This window comes from Nocardioides palaemonis, assembly GCF_018275325.1.
In the GTDB taxonomy this organism is placed as follows: Bacteria; Actinomycetota; Actinomycetes; order Propionibacteriales; family Nocardioidaceae; genus Nocardioides; species Nocardioides palaemonis.
In genome coordinates this window covers 848,201-862,600 of the sequence record NZ_JAGVQR010000004.1, presented here as the reverse complement: position 1 = coordinate 862,600, position 14,400 = coordinate 848,201, and the positions used below count along the sequence as shown (strand labels likewise).

General features: G+C 72.5%; 17 protein-coding genes. 15 read left to right on the top strand and 2 right to left on the bottom strand.

What is annotated here, in order from left to right; translation table 11 throughout:
• Positions 1 to 6: 6 nt before the first annotated feature.
• From KDN32_RS19870 to KDN32_RS19800, 15 genes are all read left to right on the top strand, one after another.
• Entirely contained in the window at positions 7 to 477 is a 471-nt protein-coding gene (locus KDN32_RS19870) for a flagellar hook assembly protein FlgD (RefSeq protein ID WP_211734120.1), read from the top strand.
• A gap of 23 nt (positions 478 to 500) precedes the next feature.
• Positions 501 to 1,340, top strand: a complete 840-nt coding sequence (locus tag KDN32_RS19865; protein WP_211734118.1) for a flagellar hook-basal body complex protein — start codon at positions 501 to 503, stop codon at positions 1,338 to 1,340.
• Between the two features lie 164 nt (positions 1,341 to 1,504).
• Positions 1,505 to 1,777, top strand: coding sequence for a flagellar FlbD family protein (locus KDN32_RS19860; RefSeq protein WP_211734116.1), 273 nt, complete (start codon positions 1,505 to 1,507; stop codon positions 1,775 to 1,777).
• Complete coding sequence (locus KDN32_RS19855; protein WP_211734114.1) at positions 1,777 to 2,547, top strand: motility protein A; 771 nt, start codon at positions 1,777 to 1,779, stop codon at positions 2,545 to 2,547. The genes KDN32_RS19860 and KDN32_RS19855 overlap by 1 nt, the downstream gene beginning before the upstream one ends.
• 1 nt (position 2,548) lies before the next feature.
• A complete protein-coding gene (locus tag KDN32_RS19850; RefSeq protein ID WP_211734112.1) occupies positions 2,549 to 3,454 on the top strand; it encodes an OmpA/MotB family protein in 906 nt (301 codons plus the stop codon).
• On the top strand, positions 3,451 to 3,891 hold the full coding sequence (locus KDN32_RS19845) for a flagellar basal body-associated FliL family protein (RefSeq protein WP_211734110.1): 441 nt from the start codon (positions 3,451 to 3,453) through the stop codon (positions 3,889 to 3,891). The genes KDN32_RS19850 and KDN32_RS19845 overlap by 4 nt, the downstream gene beginning before the upstream one ends.
• Positions 3,892 to 3,948: 57 nt before the next feature.
• Complete coding sequence (locus KDN32_RS19840; RefSeq protein ID WP_307854233.1) at positions 3,949 to 4,905, top strand: flagellar motor switch protein FliM; 957 nt, start codon at positions 3,949 to 3,951, stop codon at positions 4,903 to 4,905.
• Positions 4,902 to 5,654, top strand: coding sequence for a flagellar motor switch protein FliN (gene fliN / locus KDN32_RS19835; protein ID WP_211734106.1), 753 nt, complete (start codon positions 4,902 to 4,904; stop codon positions 5,652 to 5,654). The genes KDN32_RS19840 and fliN overlap by 4 nt, the downstream gene beginning before the upstream one ends.
• A gap of 2 nt (positions 5,655 to 5,656) precedes the next feature.
• Positions 5,657 to 6,169 (top strand): FliO/MopB family protein, encoded by a 513-nt coding sequence (locus tag KDN32_RS19830; protein WP_211734104.1) that lies wholly within the window; start codon positions 5,657 to 5,659, stop codon positions 6,167 to 6,169.
• Entirely contained in the window at positions 6,166 to 7,062 is an 897-nt protein-coding gene (fliP, locus tag KDN32_RS19825; protein WP_307854232.1) for a flagellar type III secretion system pore protein FliP, read from the top strand. The genes KDN32_RS19830 and fliP overlap by 4 nt, the downstream gene beginning before the upstream one ends.
• Before the next feature lie 16 nt (positions 7,063 to 7,078).
• Complete coding sequence (fliQ, locus tag KDN32_RS19820) at positions 7,079 to 7,348, top strand: flagellar biosynthesis protein FliQ (protein WP_211734102.1); 270 nt, start codon at positions 7,079 to 7,081, stop codon at positions 7,346 to 7,348.
• A 3-nt stretch (positions 7,349 to 7,351) separates the two neighbouring features.
• Positions 7,352 to 8,125 (top strand): flagellar biosynthetic protein FliR, encoded by a 774-nt coding sequence (locus KDN32_RS19815; RefSeq protein WP_211734100.1) that lies wholly within the window; start codon positions 7,352 to 7,354, stop codon positions 8,123 to 8,125.
• 6 nt (positions 8,126 to 8,131) lie between these two features.
• Entirely contained in the window at positions 8,132 to 9,298 is a 1,167-nt protein-coding gene (locus KDN32_RS19810) for an EscU/YscU/HrcU family type III secretion system export apparatus switch protein (RefSeq protein WP_211734098.1), read from the top strand.
• Between the two features lie 89 nt (positions 9,299 to 9,387).
• Entirely contained in the window at positions 9,388 to 11,436 is a 2,049-nt protein-coding gene (flhA, locus tag KDN32_RS19805; RefSeq protein WP_307854231.1) for a flagellar biosynthesis protein FlhA, read from the top strand.
• On the top strand, positions 11,433 to 11,702 hold the full coding sequence (locus KDN32_RS19800; protein ID WP_211734096.1) for a hypothetical protein: 270 nt from the start codon (positions 11,433 to 11,435) through the stop codon (positions 11,700 to 11,702). Before flhA ends, KDN32_RS19800 begins: the two co-directional genes overlap by 4 nt.
• Here KDN32_RS19800 and KDN32_RS19795 read toward each other — a convergent pair.
• Entirely contained in the window at positions 11,630 to 13,252 is a 1,623-nt protein-coding gene (locus tag KDN32_RS19795) for a sensor histidine kinase (RefSeq protein ID WP_211734094.1), read from the bottom strand. The genes KDN32_RS19800 and KDN32_RS19795 overlap by 73 nt on opposite strands.
• Before the next feature lie 538 nt (positions 13,253 to 13,790).
• Complete coding sequence (locus KDN32_RS19790; RefSeq protein ID WP_211734092.1) at positions 13,791 to 14,399, bottom strand: ACT domain-containing protein; 609 nt, start codon at positions 14,397 to 14,399, stop codon at positions 13,791 to 13,793.
• Position 14,400: the final 1 nt, after the last annotated feature.

The following is a 14,400-nucleotide window of genomic DNA, read 5'->3' as shown; positions in this document are numbered from 1 at the left end:
GGACCCGTGACGGTCTCCGCGACCGAGGCGGTGCAGGGGACGCCCACCGCGTTCCCCACCGGGACGACGACCCTGTCGTCGACCTCGGAGGACAAGCAGATGTTCCTGGAGCTGATGGTGGCCCAGCTCCGCTACCAGGACCCGCTCAACCCGGCCGACTCCGGTGAGTTCCTCGCCCAGTCCGCCCAGTTCACGGCGCTGGAGAAGATGCAGGACGTCTCCGACCGCGTCGGGGCCCTGCTCGGATCCCAGATGGCCTTCGGCGCGGGAGCCATGGTCGGCCAGCAGGTCTCGTGGATCGACCTCGACGGCGAGACCACCCACAGCGGCACGATCTCGGGCGTCACCTTCGGCGCCGACGGCCCCGTCTTCGACATCGACGGCACCCAGGTCCCCCTCGCCCAGCTGCTCTCGGTCGGCACCACCACGCCGCCGTCGACCGGCACCTCCTCCACCACCGACCCCACCACGGCCTGAGGCCGTCCCCGAAAGGACCCACCATGCTCCGCTCGCTCTTCTCCGGCATCAGCGGCCTCCGCGCCAACCAGACGATGCTCGACGTCACCGGCAACAACATCGCCAACGCCAACACGGTCGGCTTCAAGGCCTCGACCACCGTCTTCCAGGACACCCTCAGCCAGGTCATGCGTGGCGCCGGTGCCGCCAACGGCAACGTCGGCGGCACCAACCCGCTCCAGGTCGGCCTCGGCGTCCAGGTCGCCGCCACCCGCGGCAACTTCAACCAGGGCTCCGCGCAGTCCACCGGCGCCGCCACCGACCTGATGATCCAGGGCGACGGCATGTTCGTCCTCGGCTCCGGCGCCGAGCGCACCTACACCCGCGCCGGAGCGTTCACCTGGGACAAGGACGGCAACCTGACCTCTGCCAGCGGCAAGAAGGTCCAGGGCTACGCGCCCGGCGACGCCGGCGGCACGCTGATCGACATCAACCTCAACTCGCTGCAGGCCTCGCTGCCCGCCGGCGTGGAGATGACGTCGTACTCGATCGGCGCGGACGGCGTCCTGCGCGGGACCTTCTCCGACGACGTCCAGCGCGACATCGGCATCGTGGCTATCGCCAACTTCACCAACCCGGCCGGCCTCGAGCGGGTCGGCGAGACCGCCTTCCGCGAGTCGGCCAACTCCGGTGCCGCCGACCTCGGCGTCGCCGGCCAGGGCAGCCGCGGCGAGCTGATGGTCGGCACCCTGGAGATGTCGAACGTCGACCTCTCCGCCGAGTTCACCAACCTGATCCTCGCCCAGCGCGGCTTCCAGGCCAGCTCGCGGGTGATCACCACCTCCGACCAGGTGCTCGAGGAGCTCGTCAACATCAAGCGCTGACGCTCTGACGCGCTGACGCGCGTACGTCATGGCGGGCGGTCGCCCGCGCGGCCGCCCGCCATGACCTCGCCGGTTCCCCTCAGGTGGGGGCTCCGGCGGCCGAACAGACAGGGGAGGCCCACGGACGGGCCTTCGCACAGACGCACAGGGATGGTGCAACCGACATGATTCTGCTGACCCGACTCTCGGGATCGGCGTTCGTCCTGAACGCCGACCTGATCGAGCGACTCGACAGCACACCCGACACCGTGGTGACCCTCGTGGACGGCAAGAAGTACGTCGTCGCCGAGGGCCTGGTCGAGGTGGTCGACCAGGTGCGCGCCTGGCGCGGCAGCATCATCGCCGCCGGGGCGATCCCCGCCACGGGCGTCGACCCGCACACGTTCGCGCCGCGGGCCCACCTGACGGCCGTGCACGACCGTGAGGGTGAGGCCTGATGGACCCGGCAACCCTGATCGGCATCCTCGTCGGCCTCGTCATCATCTTCGTCTCCCAGATCATGGAGGGCGGGAACCCGATGAGCCTGATGCTCGTCGCCCCCATGCTCCTGGTCTTCGGCACCACCTTGATGGTGACCCTCGCCGGCGGCACGCTCCCCGACGCCAAGCACGCGCTCGGCTCGCTGAAGACGGCGTTCACCGCCAAGGTGCGACCGGCCGCCGACGTGGTGCCGATGGTGGTCGCGCTCGCCGAGAAGGCGCGCCGCGAGGGCCTGCTCGCCCTCGAGGACGACCTGAAGAAGGTGGACGACCCGTTCCTCGTCAAGGGCGTCACGCTCGCCATCGACGGCACCGACCCGGAGGAGGTGCGCGAGATCCTCGAGTCCGAGGTCTACGCCACCAAGGCCCAGGGCAAGCACTCCGCGAAGTTCTTCGCCGACGCCGGCGCCTACGCGCCCACCATCGGCATCATCGGCACGGTCATGGGGCTCGTGCACGTCCTGGAGAACCTCGCGGCTCCCGAGGAGCTCGGCCACCTCATCGCCGCGGCGTTCATCGCGACCCTCTGGGGCGTGATGTCGGCCAACGTGATCTGGCTCCCGCTCGGCAACCGGCTCAAGCGGCTCACCGAGCTCGAGGCCGCCCGCATGGAGCTCATCATCGAGGGCGTCGCGGCGATCCAGGCAGGGTCGAACCCGCGCGTCATCGCCCAGAAGCTGTCGTCTCTGCTGCCCGCCGGCGAGCAGCCCGAGCAGAAGGCGGCCTGACGTGAGCGGGGGGCGCAAGCGCCGCGAGGAGCACGAGGAGCACGAGAACCACGAGCGCTGGCTGGTCACGTACGCCGACATGGTCACGCTGCTGATGGTGCTGTTCATCGTGATGTTCGCGATGAGCTCGGTGGACCAGAAGAAGTTCAACGAGCTCAAGGCGGGCCTCGCCGCCGGATTCGGTGAGTCGACGTCGGTGATGACCGGCTCGCAGTCGACGATGGACCAGCCCGGCGCCGGGGCGATCGCCCCCGTGGTGCCCGGCAACTTCGCCGGCGAGGCGACCCCGGCCGCCCAGCGCGCCGAGGACGCGCTGAAGCAGCAGGACAAGAACCTCAGCGACGCGCAGAACGAGGCCGCCCGCCTCGACGGCCTCGGCGAGAAGCTGGCCAAGGCCCTGAGGAAGGCGGGACTGGGCAACGACGTCACCCGCACCATCAACGGCGACGGCCTGGTGCTGAGCCTCACCTCGCGCCACGTCGTCTTCGAGCCCGACCGCGCCGAGCTCAGCCCCCGCGGCCAGCGGGTGCTGGACGCCGTCGCCCCCGTCCTGCGCGAGGCCACCGAGGACCTGCGCATCGACGGCCACACCAACCAGGTCCCGGTGAAGCCGCGCTACTTCGCCACCGACTGGGACCTCTCCGCCGCGCGCGCCGTCACCGTGCTGCGCTACCTCAACGAGGTCGCCGGCATCCCCGGCACCCGGCTCAGCGCGGCGGCGTTCGGCCACGAGGTCCCGCTCGTCGACCCGGCGAAGCCGGGATCGCAGGACATCAACAAGCGGGTGGACATCGTCGTCCTCTCCTCGCTCCCCAGCGCCTCGCGCGAGCTGCTCGACGACGTCGCGGCCGCCGGCACCACCCAGGACCACACGGCCACCGCCACCAACACCGGAGGAACATCATGAGCACCGCGACGCTCGACAAGTCGGCGGAGGCACCCGCGGACGAGAAGGCCAAGGGAGGGAAGAAGAAGCTCATCGTCATCGTGGTCGTCCTGCTGGTCGGCGCGGCGGCGGGCTACTGGTTCTTCCTCAAGCCCAGCAGCGCACCCAAGGAGCCCGAGGCCGGGACCGTGGTGACGCTCGAGCCGATCCAGGTCAACCTCGCCGACGGCCACTACCTGCGCATCGGCATCGCCCTCCAGCTCACCGCCGACGCCAAGGAGGCCGACGGGAGCAAGGCGCTCGACGCGACCATCGCGCTGTTCAGCGGGGTCGACCAGGCCGAGCTGATCAAGGACAAGCAGCGCGAGGAGCTCAAGAGCGAGCTGGAGAAGGAGCTCGAGCACGACTACGAGGGCGAGGTCATGGGGGTGTACTTCACCGAGTTCGTCACCCAGTAGACAGGGGTCGTCGGCAAATCCCTCAGGTCCGGTCCCACCGGGCCGATGGGGGTGGTCGTGACGAGCCCGCAACCCCCGCGCGGACCCGCGCACTCCGGTGCCCGGGGTCGTCGGCGTACCCGCAGCGCGGCCGAGCCGACCGCCTACGACTTCCGCCGCCCGATCCAGCTCTCGCGTGAGCACACGCGCCTGCTCGAGGAGAGCCTCGACGGCTTCGCGCGCCAGATGGGCACCGTGTTCACCTCGGCGCTGCGCGCGGTGTGCACCGCCCAGCTGCTCGGCGTCGCCCAGACGACCTACGGCGAGCACGTCGACACGCTCGACTCGATGACCTACGCGGTCAAGCTCCGCGTCGAGCCGCTCTCCGGCTTCACGCTGCTCGACCTGCCGTTGCCGGTGGTGATGAGCGCGCTCGACATGATGCTCGGCGGCCCCGGCACCGAGAAGCAGCCCGAGCGCCCGCTCACCGACATCGAGGGCGCGGTGGTCCGCGGCATCCTCACCCGTCTGCTCACCGAGCTCGGCCAGAGCATCATCGGCATCGTGGAGACCGAGCCGGCGCTCGTCGGCATCGAGTACAACCCGCAGCTGGTCCAGGCGGCCGCCCCGGGCGACGTCGTCGGCGTGGCGACCTTCGAGCTCGTCATCAAGGACCGTCCCCACCGGGTGACGCTGTGCCTGCCCTTCACCGCCCTGCACCCCTACCTCGTCCGCGCCTCGGCGCCCGCGCCGGTCTCCGAGCACGAGCGCGTGCAGCGCTCCCGCGCGGCCGAGCTCGTCGACCGCCGCTTCCAGGACGTGCCGGTCGAGGCGACCGTCCGCTTCGCCCCCACCCCGCTCGACCCGGGGACCCTGAGCAACCTCGCCGTGGGCGACGTGGTGCGGCTCGCGCACCGCGCCTCCGACCCGCTGGCCGTCGTGATGGGGGACGCCACCTTCGCCCACGCGACGGCGGGCACCCACGGCGCGCGCCTCGCTGCACTGGTCGTCGGCACCACCAAGGAGAACTCATGACCGCCCTCACCGACTCGCCCGCCGACCTCGCCGGCACCGCCCTCACCGCGGCCGCCGCCGCTGCCGAGGTGCTGCCCGCCGCGACCCCGCTGGTCGCCGGCACCCCCGTCCCGGCCGGCGCCGACGCGACCGCTGGGCTGACCGGCGCGGCGATCGCCGAGCTGCACCTGCCGGGTGCCCCCCGCATCGCTGTCCTCGTCGGACCCGACCTCGTCGAGGCCCTCGCCAGCAGCCCGATGGGCGGCCTGGACCTCGCCGCCGCGACCCAGCCCGCGCTCGAGGCGGCGGCCGCCGCCCTCGGCGCCCGCTGCGGCGCCGCCCGCGAGGTCGCGGTCGACCTGGTCCTCGGCGACCTCGGCGGTGCGACCGCCGTCCCGCTGCTCGGCGACGGCATGCCCGCCGGCGTGCTGCTGCTGTCGGACGCGGCGGTCTCCGCCGTCGACGCGGTACGCGCCACCGGGGCACCCGCCGGCCGCCCCTCCGCGCCGGCCGGGTCGTCGTCCCGCGGCATCGAGATGCTGCACGGGGTCGACATGGAGGTCACCGTCGAGCTCGGGCGCGCCCGCCTGACCGTGCGCGAGCTGCTCGCCCTCTCCCCGGGTGAGGTGCTCGAGCTGGACCGCGCGGCAGGGAGCCCGGCCGACCTGCTGGTCAACGGCCGGCTCATCGCCCGCGGCGAGGTCGTCGTCGTGGACGAGGACTTCGGCCTGCGGATCACCGAGATCGTCGACGAGAGCGCAGCAGGCTGACGATGCTCGAGCTGACGGTGCGACTCATCGCCTCCCTGGCGGTGGTCGTGGGACTCATGCTGCTGCTCGCCAGGCTGGTGGGCAAGCGGTACGGCGCGCGCGCCGGCGCCCCGGTGCAGGTGCTGCACCGGCAGCCGCTGTCGCGCAGCGCGTCGGTCGCGGTCATCACCGTCGGCTCCCGCGTCCTGGTGGTCGGCGCCACCGACCAGCAGGTCAGCCTGCTCACCGAGCTCGACCCCGAGGAGCTGGCGGACGACGAGTCCGACGCCGACCTGCTCACCATCCCGACGCTCTCCGCCACCCCGGACGCCACCCCGGACGCCACCGCCCCGGTCACCGCCCCGTCGCTCACCGCCCTCGCGTCCACGCTCGCCGACCGACCGTCGGGCGGGTCGCACCGCGCCGCCCCGGCCCCCCGGCGTACGCCGGCCGCCGGCGGTGCGCTGACTGGCTCCGTGCTCTCGCCGCAGACGTGGCGCCAGGCCCTCGCGGCCGTCACCGGGAAGGCGTCGTGACCGGGGGCCGGCGCACGGTGCGCGTGGTCGCCGGGTTCCTCGCGGCGATCGTCGCGGGCCTCGTCGTCGCCCTCGGTCTGCTCGTCGCCCCCGCGGGCGCGACGGACGTCGCCCAGGCCACCCCGGTCGCGGCCGGCGTCACGACCGGCGTGCCCGGCGGCCTGCCGCTCGCCCCGGACGGACCCAAGGGCCCCACCGCGCCCACCGGACCGGACCTCCCGGGCGGCGACAGCTCGGTGACCATCGACCTCAAGGGCATCACCGACAAGCCGAGCACCCCGGTCACGGTGATCCTGGCGCTGTCGCTGCTCTCGCTCCTGCCGGCGATCCTGCTGACCTGCACCAGCTTCACCAAGGTGCTGGTGGTGCTCGGCCTGACCCGCAACGCGCTCGGGCTCCAGGGCATCCCGCCCAACCAGGTGCTGGCCGGGCTCGCGCTGTTCCTGTCGCTCTTCATCATGGCGCCGGTCCTGGGCCAGATGAACGACACCGGCATCCAGCCCTACCTGTCCGGCGACAAGACCGCGACGGCCGCCTACACCGACGGCGTGCAGCCGCTGCGCGACTTCATGCTCGACCAGACCGGCGACGACGAGCTCCGCCTGCTCACCGACGTCGCCGGCCGCGACCTGCCGAAGAACCGCGACGAGGTCTCGATGGCGACGCTGGTGCCGGCGTTCGTGCTCAGCGAGCTCAAGCAGGCCTTCATCATCGGCTTCATCATCTTCATCCCCTTCCTCGTCATCGACATCGTGATCAGCGGTGCCCTGATGGCGCTCGGCATGATGATGATGCCGCCGGTGATGGTGTCGCTGCCGTTCAAGCTCCTGCTGTTCGTCCTCGTGGACGGCTGGGGGCTGGTCATCACGTCCGTCGTCTCGAGCTACCAGTAGCCAGGAACCCGCAGCCATGACCGACACCACCGTCATCAACATCGCCCTCCAGACCATGGTGGTCGCGCTGAAGCTCTCCGCGCCGATCCTCGTGACGTCGCTGGTCATCGGCTTCACGATCTCGCTCTTCCAGTCGATGACGCAGATCCAGGAGTTCACCCTGGCGTTCGTCCCGAAGCTGGTCGGCGTCGGCGTCGCGCTCCTGGTCTCCGGCGGCTGGATGCTGCAGACCCTCGTCGACTTCACCCGGGACCTGTTCGCGCTCATCCCGACGCTGCTGGGCTGATCCGTGGGCCTCACGCTGAGCGTCGCCGGTGAGCCGCTGCTGGCCTACCTGCTGGCGTCCGTGCGGATCATCGCGTGGCTCGCGCTCGTGCCGCCGTTCGCGGGGCGCGCGATCCCGACGGCGGCGAAGGTGGTGCTGTCGCTGGGGCTCGCCTTCGCGGTGCTCCCCTCGGTCGAGGGCGGGTCGGTCCCGACCGGCACCGGCGAGCTGCTGGTCACCACCGTCACCCAGGTCGTCGTGGGCTCCGCGCTCGGCCTGGTGACGTACGTGCTGCTCGCCGCGGTCGCGACGGCGGGCTCGATCATCGACACGTTCGGCGGCTTCCAGCTCGCACAGGGCTTCGACCCGCTCTCGATGAACATGAACACCGTCTTCGGCAAGCTCCACCAGATGCTCGCGGTGATGATCCTCTTCGCGACCGGCGGCCACCTGATCGTCCTCGGTGGCCTGCTGCGCAGCTTCACCCTGCTGCCGCTGGGGGAGATGCCGCAGGTCGACGGCGCCTCCCACGTGCTGGTCACCGCCGTCGGGATGTTCTTCATGACCGCCGTGCAGATCGCGCTCCCGCTGGTCGCGGTGCTCTTCGTCGCCGACCTCGGCCTCGCGCTGCTCACCAAGGTCGCGCCGCACCTCAACGCGATCAACGTGATGTTCCCGGCCAAGATCGGGCTGACGCTGCTGCTGCTCGGCCTGTCGTTCCCCGTGCTGCCCGAGGCCGTGTCGCACCTCGTCGAGCTCGCCAACGAGGCGCAGGCCGCGCTGCTGGGTGGGAGGTGAGCGGTCGTGTCCGACGAGAAGACCGAGAAGCCGACAGCCCGCAAGCGCAAGGAGTCGCGCAAGGAGGGCCAGGTCCCGCGCACCCAGGAGCTCGGCGGCTGGGCCACCCTGCTGCTGGTCGGCATGGTGCTGCCGACCCTGCTGGGGCGTGAGCTCACCGCGATCGCCGAGCTGATGAAGCAGTGCTTCGGCCAGCAGGGGCAGGTGGAGGTCGCCGACGCGATGGTCCTGCTCGGGCGCGGGGCGCGGCACGTCATGGTCACCCTGGTCACCCTCGGGTCGGCCGTCATGCTGGTCGGCGTCGGCGCCGCACTGGCCCAGGGCGGCTTCTTCCTCGCCACCAAGAGCGTCAAGCCGTCGCTGAAGAAGCTCAACCCGGTCCAGGGGTTCAAGCGGGCGTTCGGTCCGCAGGCGCTGTGGGAGGGCGCCAAGATGCTCATCAAGAGCGCCGTCGTCGGCTTCGTCGCCTACGGCGCGATCGCTGCGCTGATGCCGCTGATCGGCGGCCTCGTGCCGATCGCCGCGGTGCTCGAGGTGGTGCGCGACGAGGTGCTGTCGCTGGTGCGCAGCGTCGCGGTCGCCGGCCTGGTCATGGCCGCCTTCGACTACGCCATGGTGCGCCGCCGGATGGGCAAGCAGACCCGGATGAGCAAGCACGAGGTCAAGCAGGAGCACAAGCAGACCGAGGGCGACCCGCTGCTCAAGGGCGCCATCCGCTCCCGCCAGCTCGCCGCGGCGCGCAACCGGATGATGGCCGATGTGCCGAGCGCCGACGTGGTGCTGGTCAACCCCACCCACGTCGCCGTCGCGCTGCGCTACGACGCGGAGCGCGGGGCGCCGAAGGTCGTCGCGCGGGGCGCGGGCGTGGTGGCGCAGAAGATCCGCGAGCAGGCGGCCGAGCACGGCGTCCCGCTCGTGCGCGACATCCCGCTCGCGCGGGCGCTGCACCGCTCGACCGTCGTGGGCCAGGAGATCCCGCCGGAGCTCTACGCCGCCGTGGCGCAGGTGCTGGCCTTCGTGATCTCGCGCCGCTCCACGGGCGCCACGGGCGGCGAGCACCGCAGCCCGCGCAGCGAGGCCGACCTCCCCACCGTCCCGGCCGCGGGGCGTCGCCGGCGTGTGTCCACGGAGCCTGCCGCGATTTCCTCAGGTGCCCTCGCCGCCGGCCGATGAGGTCCCTGACGCCAGGACGGCGTCGCCCGGTGCCACGGAGGGCGCCCGCCTGACCGGCACCTGCCCGGCGACCCTCCGAAAGGCACCACGTGGTTCCGAAGCGGCTCCTCCAGCTCGGCGTACCGGCCGGCATCGTGCTGATCGTCGTGATGCTCGTCGTGCCGCTGCCGGCGATGGTGCTCGACCTGCTGATCGCGCTCAACATCACCAGCGCGCTGCTCGTGCTGCTCGTCGCGATGTTCGTGCACAAGCCGCTGGAGTTCGCGGCGTTCCCGGCGGTCGTGCTGGTGCTCACCCTCTTCCGGCTCGCGCTCAACGTGAGCGCGACCCGCCTGGTGCTGCTCGACGGCTACGCCGGCAAGGTGATCGACACCTTCGGCCACTTCGTGGTCGGCGGCTCGCTGATCGTCGGCCTGATCGTCTTCGCGATCCTGCTCATCATCCAGTTCGTGGTCATCACCAAGGGTGCCGAGCGGGTCGCCGAGGTCGGGGCGCGCTTCACCCTCGACGCGATGCCCGGCAAGCAGATGGCGATCGACGCCGACCTCAACTCCGGCCTCATCGACGAGGACGAGGCACGCCGCCGCCGCCACGAGGTCCACGCGGAGGCCGACTTCTACGGCGCGATGGACGGTGCGTCCAAGTTCGTCAAGGGCGACGCGATCGCGGCGATCGTGATCACGATGGTCAACCTGCTCGGTGGGTTCGCGGTGGGGATGGCGCAGAGGGGCCTGTCGTTCGGCGACGCCATCACGACCTACAGCCTGCTGTCGGTCGGTGACGGCCTGGTCTCCCAGATCCCGGCGCTGCTGCTGTCCACGGCCACGGGCCTCATCGTCACCCGCAACACCGGGGACTCGGACATGGGCTCCGACATCCTCAAGCAGCTCACCAGCAACAAGCTGCCGCTGCAGATCGCGGGCTTCGGCGCCCTCGCCATCTGCCTCATCCCCGGCCTGCCCAAGCTGCCGTTCATCACCGCCGGCGGCATCATGCTCCTGGCCTCCTCCCGGGTCCCGACGGTGGCCCCGCGCGACGAGGCGGAGGAGGCAGCCGAGCAGGCGCTCGCCGCCCCGGCCGACACCCCGGAGCTGCTCGCCGCGGAGATCCAGGTCGACCCGCTGGGCCTCGAGCTGTCGCCGGACGTGATCGACCTCGTGGACGCCGCCAGCGGCGGAGACCTGCTCGACCGGGTCAAGGCGCTGCGCCGCAAGATCGCCGGCGAGCTCGGCATCATCGTCCCGCCGGTGCGCACCCGCGACAACATCGACCTGCCCGCCAGCACCTACGCCATCAAGCTCTTCGGCATCGAGGTCGCCCGCGGCGAGGCGCCGCGCGGCACGGTCCTCGCCATCGGCGACCACGTGGGGTCGATGCCCGGCCGCGCGACCCGCGAGCCGGTCTTCGGGCTCGAGGCGTCGTGGATCCCTGCTGAGCTCCGCGTCCAGGCCGAGCTCAACGGCGCCACCGTCGTCGACCGCGCGTCCGTCATCACCACCCACCTCGCCGAGGTCGTCGGCCAGCACGCCGCCCGGCTGCTCGGCCGCGAGGACGTCAAGATGCTCACCGACCTGGTCCGCCGCAGCCACCCGGTGGTGGTCGACGAGCTGACCCCGGCCCAGCTCAGCCTCGGTGAGGTGCAGCGCGTGCTGCAGGGCCTGCTCGTCGAGGGGGTCGCCGTCCGCGACCTCGTCCGCATCTTCGAGGCACTGTCGCTCAAGGCCCAGGTCACCAAGGACCCCGACGCGCTCGTCGAGGCGGCGCGCACGTCACTGGGTCCGGCCATCGTCGCACCACACCTGCTGGAGGGAACCGTGCACGTGATCAGCTTCGACCCGATGCTCGAGCAGCGGATGCTGGAGGCCGTGCGCCCCGGCGACCAGGGAGCCGTCGTCGCGCTCGACCCGCTCGTGGGCCAGAGCGTGCTCGGTGAGCTCTCCGACCTGCGCACCGCCGCCGAGGAGCGGGGTCTGCGACCCGTCGTGGTGTGCGCGCCCCAGCTGCGCGCGGCCGTGCGCCGGATGGTGGCCCCGGTCCTCACCACCACGGCCGTGCTGTCCTACACCGAGCTCTCCGGCGCCACCTCGGTGCGCTCGGTCGGCACGGTCTCCGGTGACCGCCTCGCGGTGACCGCATGAAGCCGGTCTCGGGGGCGATGCTGCTCCTCGCCGCCGCGCTCACCTCGCCGACGCTGGCCGGCGCCGCCATGGGGACGGTGCCGGTCGACGTCGCGCTCGGGCGCTACCTCGTCGTCGCCGCGATCAGCTGGGTGCTGCTCACGGTGGCCGCCGAGTGGTTCTGGTCGGAGCCGGCCGCGCCGGCGACGACCGGTCAGGTCTCGTCGACCGCTGCGGCCGCCGACGACGGGCTCCCGGCGACCGGTGAGGTCACCGACGCCGCCTGAGGGTCGAGCGGCACCCGCCACCGCAGCCGGGTGCCGCGCGGCTCCGCGGGCTCGACGACGAGCTCGCCGCCGAGGTCCGTGGCCCGCGAGCGCAGGTTGCGCAGGCCGCTGGTGGCGACCTCCCCGTCCGGCATGCCCCGCCCGTCGTCGCACACCTGCAGGCTGAACCACCCCGACTCGACCGCGAGGTCGATCTCGCAGCGGCCCGCCCCGGCGTGGCGCGCGCAGTTGGACAGCAGCTCGCGCAGCACGACCGTCGCCTGGTCGGCGAGGTCCTCGCCGACGAGGGAGTCGACCGGGCCCCACGACCGGACGACCGGCACGAACCCCAGCGCCGGCTCGTACTCGCGGGCGAGGCCGAGCACGTCGCTGCGCAGCGACGCGGACCGGCCGCGCTCGAGCTCGAAGATGGTGCCCCGGATCTCCCGGATCGAGTCGCCGATCTCGCGGATCGCCTCCGTCACGTGGTCGTCGCCCGTCCCCTGCGGCGCGGCCCGCGCCCCGGCCCGCAGCCGGAGGACGGTGGCGTAGAGCCGCTGGATGACCACGTCGTGCAGGTCGCGGGCGATCCGGTCCCGGTCCGCGGCGAGGACGGCGTGCTGGCGCTCCTGCTGCAGGACCCCGTGGTCGAGCACGAGCGAGCCGTGCCGCACGAACGAGGCGAGCAGCTCGCGGTCCTCCGCCGACGGGTGCGACCGGGCCGGGTCGAGCAGCAGCACCACCACGCCGGCGAAGGCGTGGTCGGGGCTGAGCGGGAGCCCCCAGACGCCTCGGCCGCCCGCGCGGACGAGGAACTCCCGCCCGTCGGCCTCGGCCTCGCGGACCCGGTCGGCGACCTCGTCGAGCACGTGCCCGAGCTCGTCGTCCACCTCTCCGGCGGTCGCCTGCACGTCCATGCCGTCCACCACGGCCGCCACGACCGCGGCCGTGCGAGCGCCGGCGATCCGCAGTGCGCCGTCGGCGATGCGGCTGATCGGCTCGGTGAGGAGGAACGGCGGGCGCACCGACTGGTCGACGACGGCGGCGAGCTCGGCGGCCTCGCGGCGCTTCTCGTTGAGGTGGTAGCTGAGGGCGTTGCGGACCGCGACGCCGGTGACCTTGCCGAGCACCGAGATGCTCTCGACGTCCTCGTCGGCGAAGCCGCCGGGAGGCGGGTCGAGGAGCAGCAGGTCGGCGAACAGCCGGCCGGTGACCACCACGGGGACCCGGAGCACCTCGCGGTCGTCGGCGGGGTCGCGCAGGCGTACGACCTCGTGCTCGGGCCGTGCGCCCGGGGTGCCGTGCAGCCCGGCCTCGCCGAGCCGGGTCCGCAGTGCCGTGGCCCGCGCGACGTCGGTGCCCCGCACGGTGAGCGGCACCTCGTCCAGCGCGTCGTCGACGGCCACGTCACCCGCGGCGGGCTCGTCGAGCAGGGCCAGCACGACCGCTCCGGCGCCGGTCCGCTCGGCGCCGATCGTCGCCGCGCGCTCGAGGACCTCGTCGACGTCGAGGACCGACACCACGGCCAGGAGGTCCGCGCGACGCATCTCCGGGGCTCCAGAGAAGACCATGACCTCATTAGAGCAGCCGGACGAGGCTCGACGACCCCACAATGACGGTGGGCGGTGGCTGACCTACCTTCTGCGGGCGCGGAGTGTGGGTAACGCACCGCTCGGGGGCGAGCCGTACGCCGGCGCGCGGGTGGGCGGTGGCTGAGCCACCTTCTGCGGGCGCGGGGTGTGGGTGGCGCACCGCTCGGGGGCGTGTCGTACGCCGGCGCGCGGGTGGGCGGTGGCTGACCTACCTTCTGCGGGCGCGGGGTGTGGGTGGCGCACCGCTCGGGGGCGTGTCGTGCGCCGGCGCGCGGGTGGGCGGTGGCTGACCCACCCTCTGCGGGCGCGGAGTGTGGGTGGCGCACCGCTCGGGGGCGTGTCGTACGCCGGCGCGCGGGTGGGCGGTGGCTGACCGACCTTCTGCGAGCGCGGAGTGTGGGTGGTGCACCGCTCGGGGGCGTGTCGTACGCCGGCGCGCGGGTGGGCGGTGGCTGAGCCACGTTCTGCGGGCGTGGAGGGTGGGTGGCGCACCGCCCGGGGGCGTGTCGTACGCCGATCAGCCGCCGCTGATGGTGACGGCCAGGCCGATCAGGTGCTCGAGGCGGGCGAGCTCGGAGTCGAGGAACTCCGGTCCGCCGCGGCGTCCCATCAGCACGACGTCCCCGCCGAAGGGGGCGGCGCACTCGACGTAGACCTCGTCGCCGGGGAGCCGGGTCGGGGCGGGGATCGAGGTGATCGTGAAGTCGTCCGGCGCGGCATCGGTCGCGTGCACGACCACGGCGCCGCCGTCGGCACCGGCACGCACGCGGGCGGCCCAGTCGACGCGGAAGGCGATCGGCAGCAGGTCGACCAGCCGGTCGCGCGCCGTCGCGGGGTCCTCGGTGAGCGCCTCGACGACCTCGAGGTCGAGGAACAGGTTGCCGCCGGCGGCGTAGCGGTTGATCCACAGCACGCTCACGCCGTCGAGCACGCTGCAGGCCGACACGACGGAGTCGGGCATCGTGCCGGACGGGATCTCGAGGAGCACGTCGTCGACCGCGTAGCCGTCGCGCTTCTCGACGATCTCGATGGCCTCGATGTCGCCGCCGGCCTCACCGATCGCGCCGGCGACGCGACCGAGCGACCCGGGGACGTCGGGCAGCTCCACGCGCATGAGGTAGGGCATG

What these genes read in the sequence shown, in the direction of transcription:
- KDN32_RS19860 (WP_211734116.1), top strand. Translation starts at nt 1,505, where the DNA reads ATGATTCTGCTGACCCGACTCTCGGGATCGGCGTTCGTCCTGAACGCC.
- KDN32_RS19790 (WP_211734092.1), bottom strand. Translation starts at nt 14,399, where the DNA reads ATGCCCTACCTCATGCGCGTGGAGCTGCCCGACGTCCCCGGGTCGCTC.
- KDN32_RS19855 (WP_211734114.1), top strand. Translation starts at nt 1,777, where the DNA reads ATGGACCCGGCAACCCTGATCGGCATCCTCGTCGGCCTCGTCATCATC.
- KDN32_RS19865 (WP_211734118.1), top strand. Translation starts at nt 501, where the DNA reads ATGCTCCGCTCGCTCTTCTCCGGCATCAGCGGCCTCCGCGCCAACCAG.
- KDN32_RS19830 (WP_211734104.1), top strand. Translation starts at nt 5,657, where the DNA reads ATGCTCGAGCTGACGGTGCGACTCATCGCCTCCCTGGCGGTGGTCGTG.
- fliN (WP_211734106.1), top strand. Translation starts at nt 4,902, where the DNA reads ATGACCGCCCTCACCGACTCGCCCGCCGACCTCGCCGGCACCGCCCTC.
- KDN32_RS19795 (WP_211734094.1), bottom strand. Translation starts at nt 13,252, where the DNA reads ATGGTCTTCTCTGGAGCCCCGGAGATGCGTCGCGCGGACCTCCTGGCC.
- fliQ (WP_211734102.1), top strand. Translation starts at nt 7,079, where the DNA reads ATGACCGACACCACCGTCATCAACATCGCCCTCCAGACCATGGTGGTC.
- KDN32_RS19800 (WP_211734096.1), top strand. Translation starts at nt 11,433, where the DNA reads ATGAAGCCGGTCTCGGGGGCGATGCTGCTCCTCGCCGCCGCGCTCACC.
- KDN32_RS19845 (WP_211734110.1), top strand. Translation starts at nt 3,451, where the DNA reads ATGAGCACCGCGACGCTCGACAAGTCGGCGGAGGCACCCGCGGACGAG.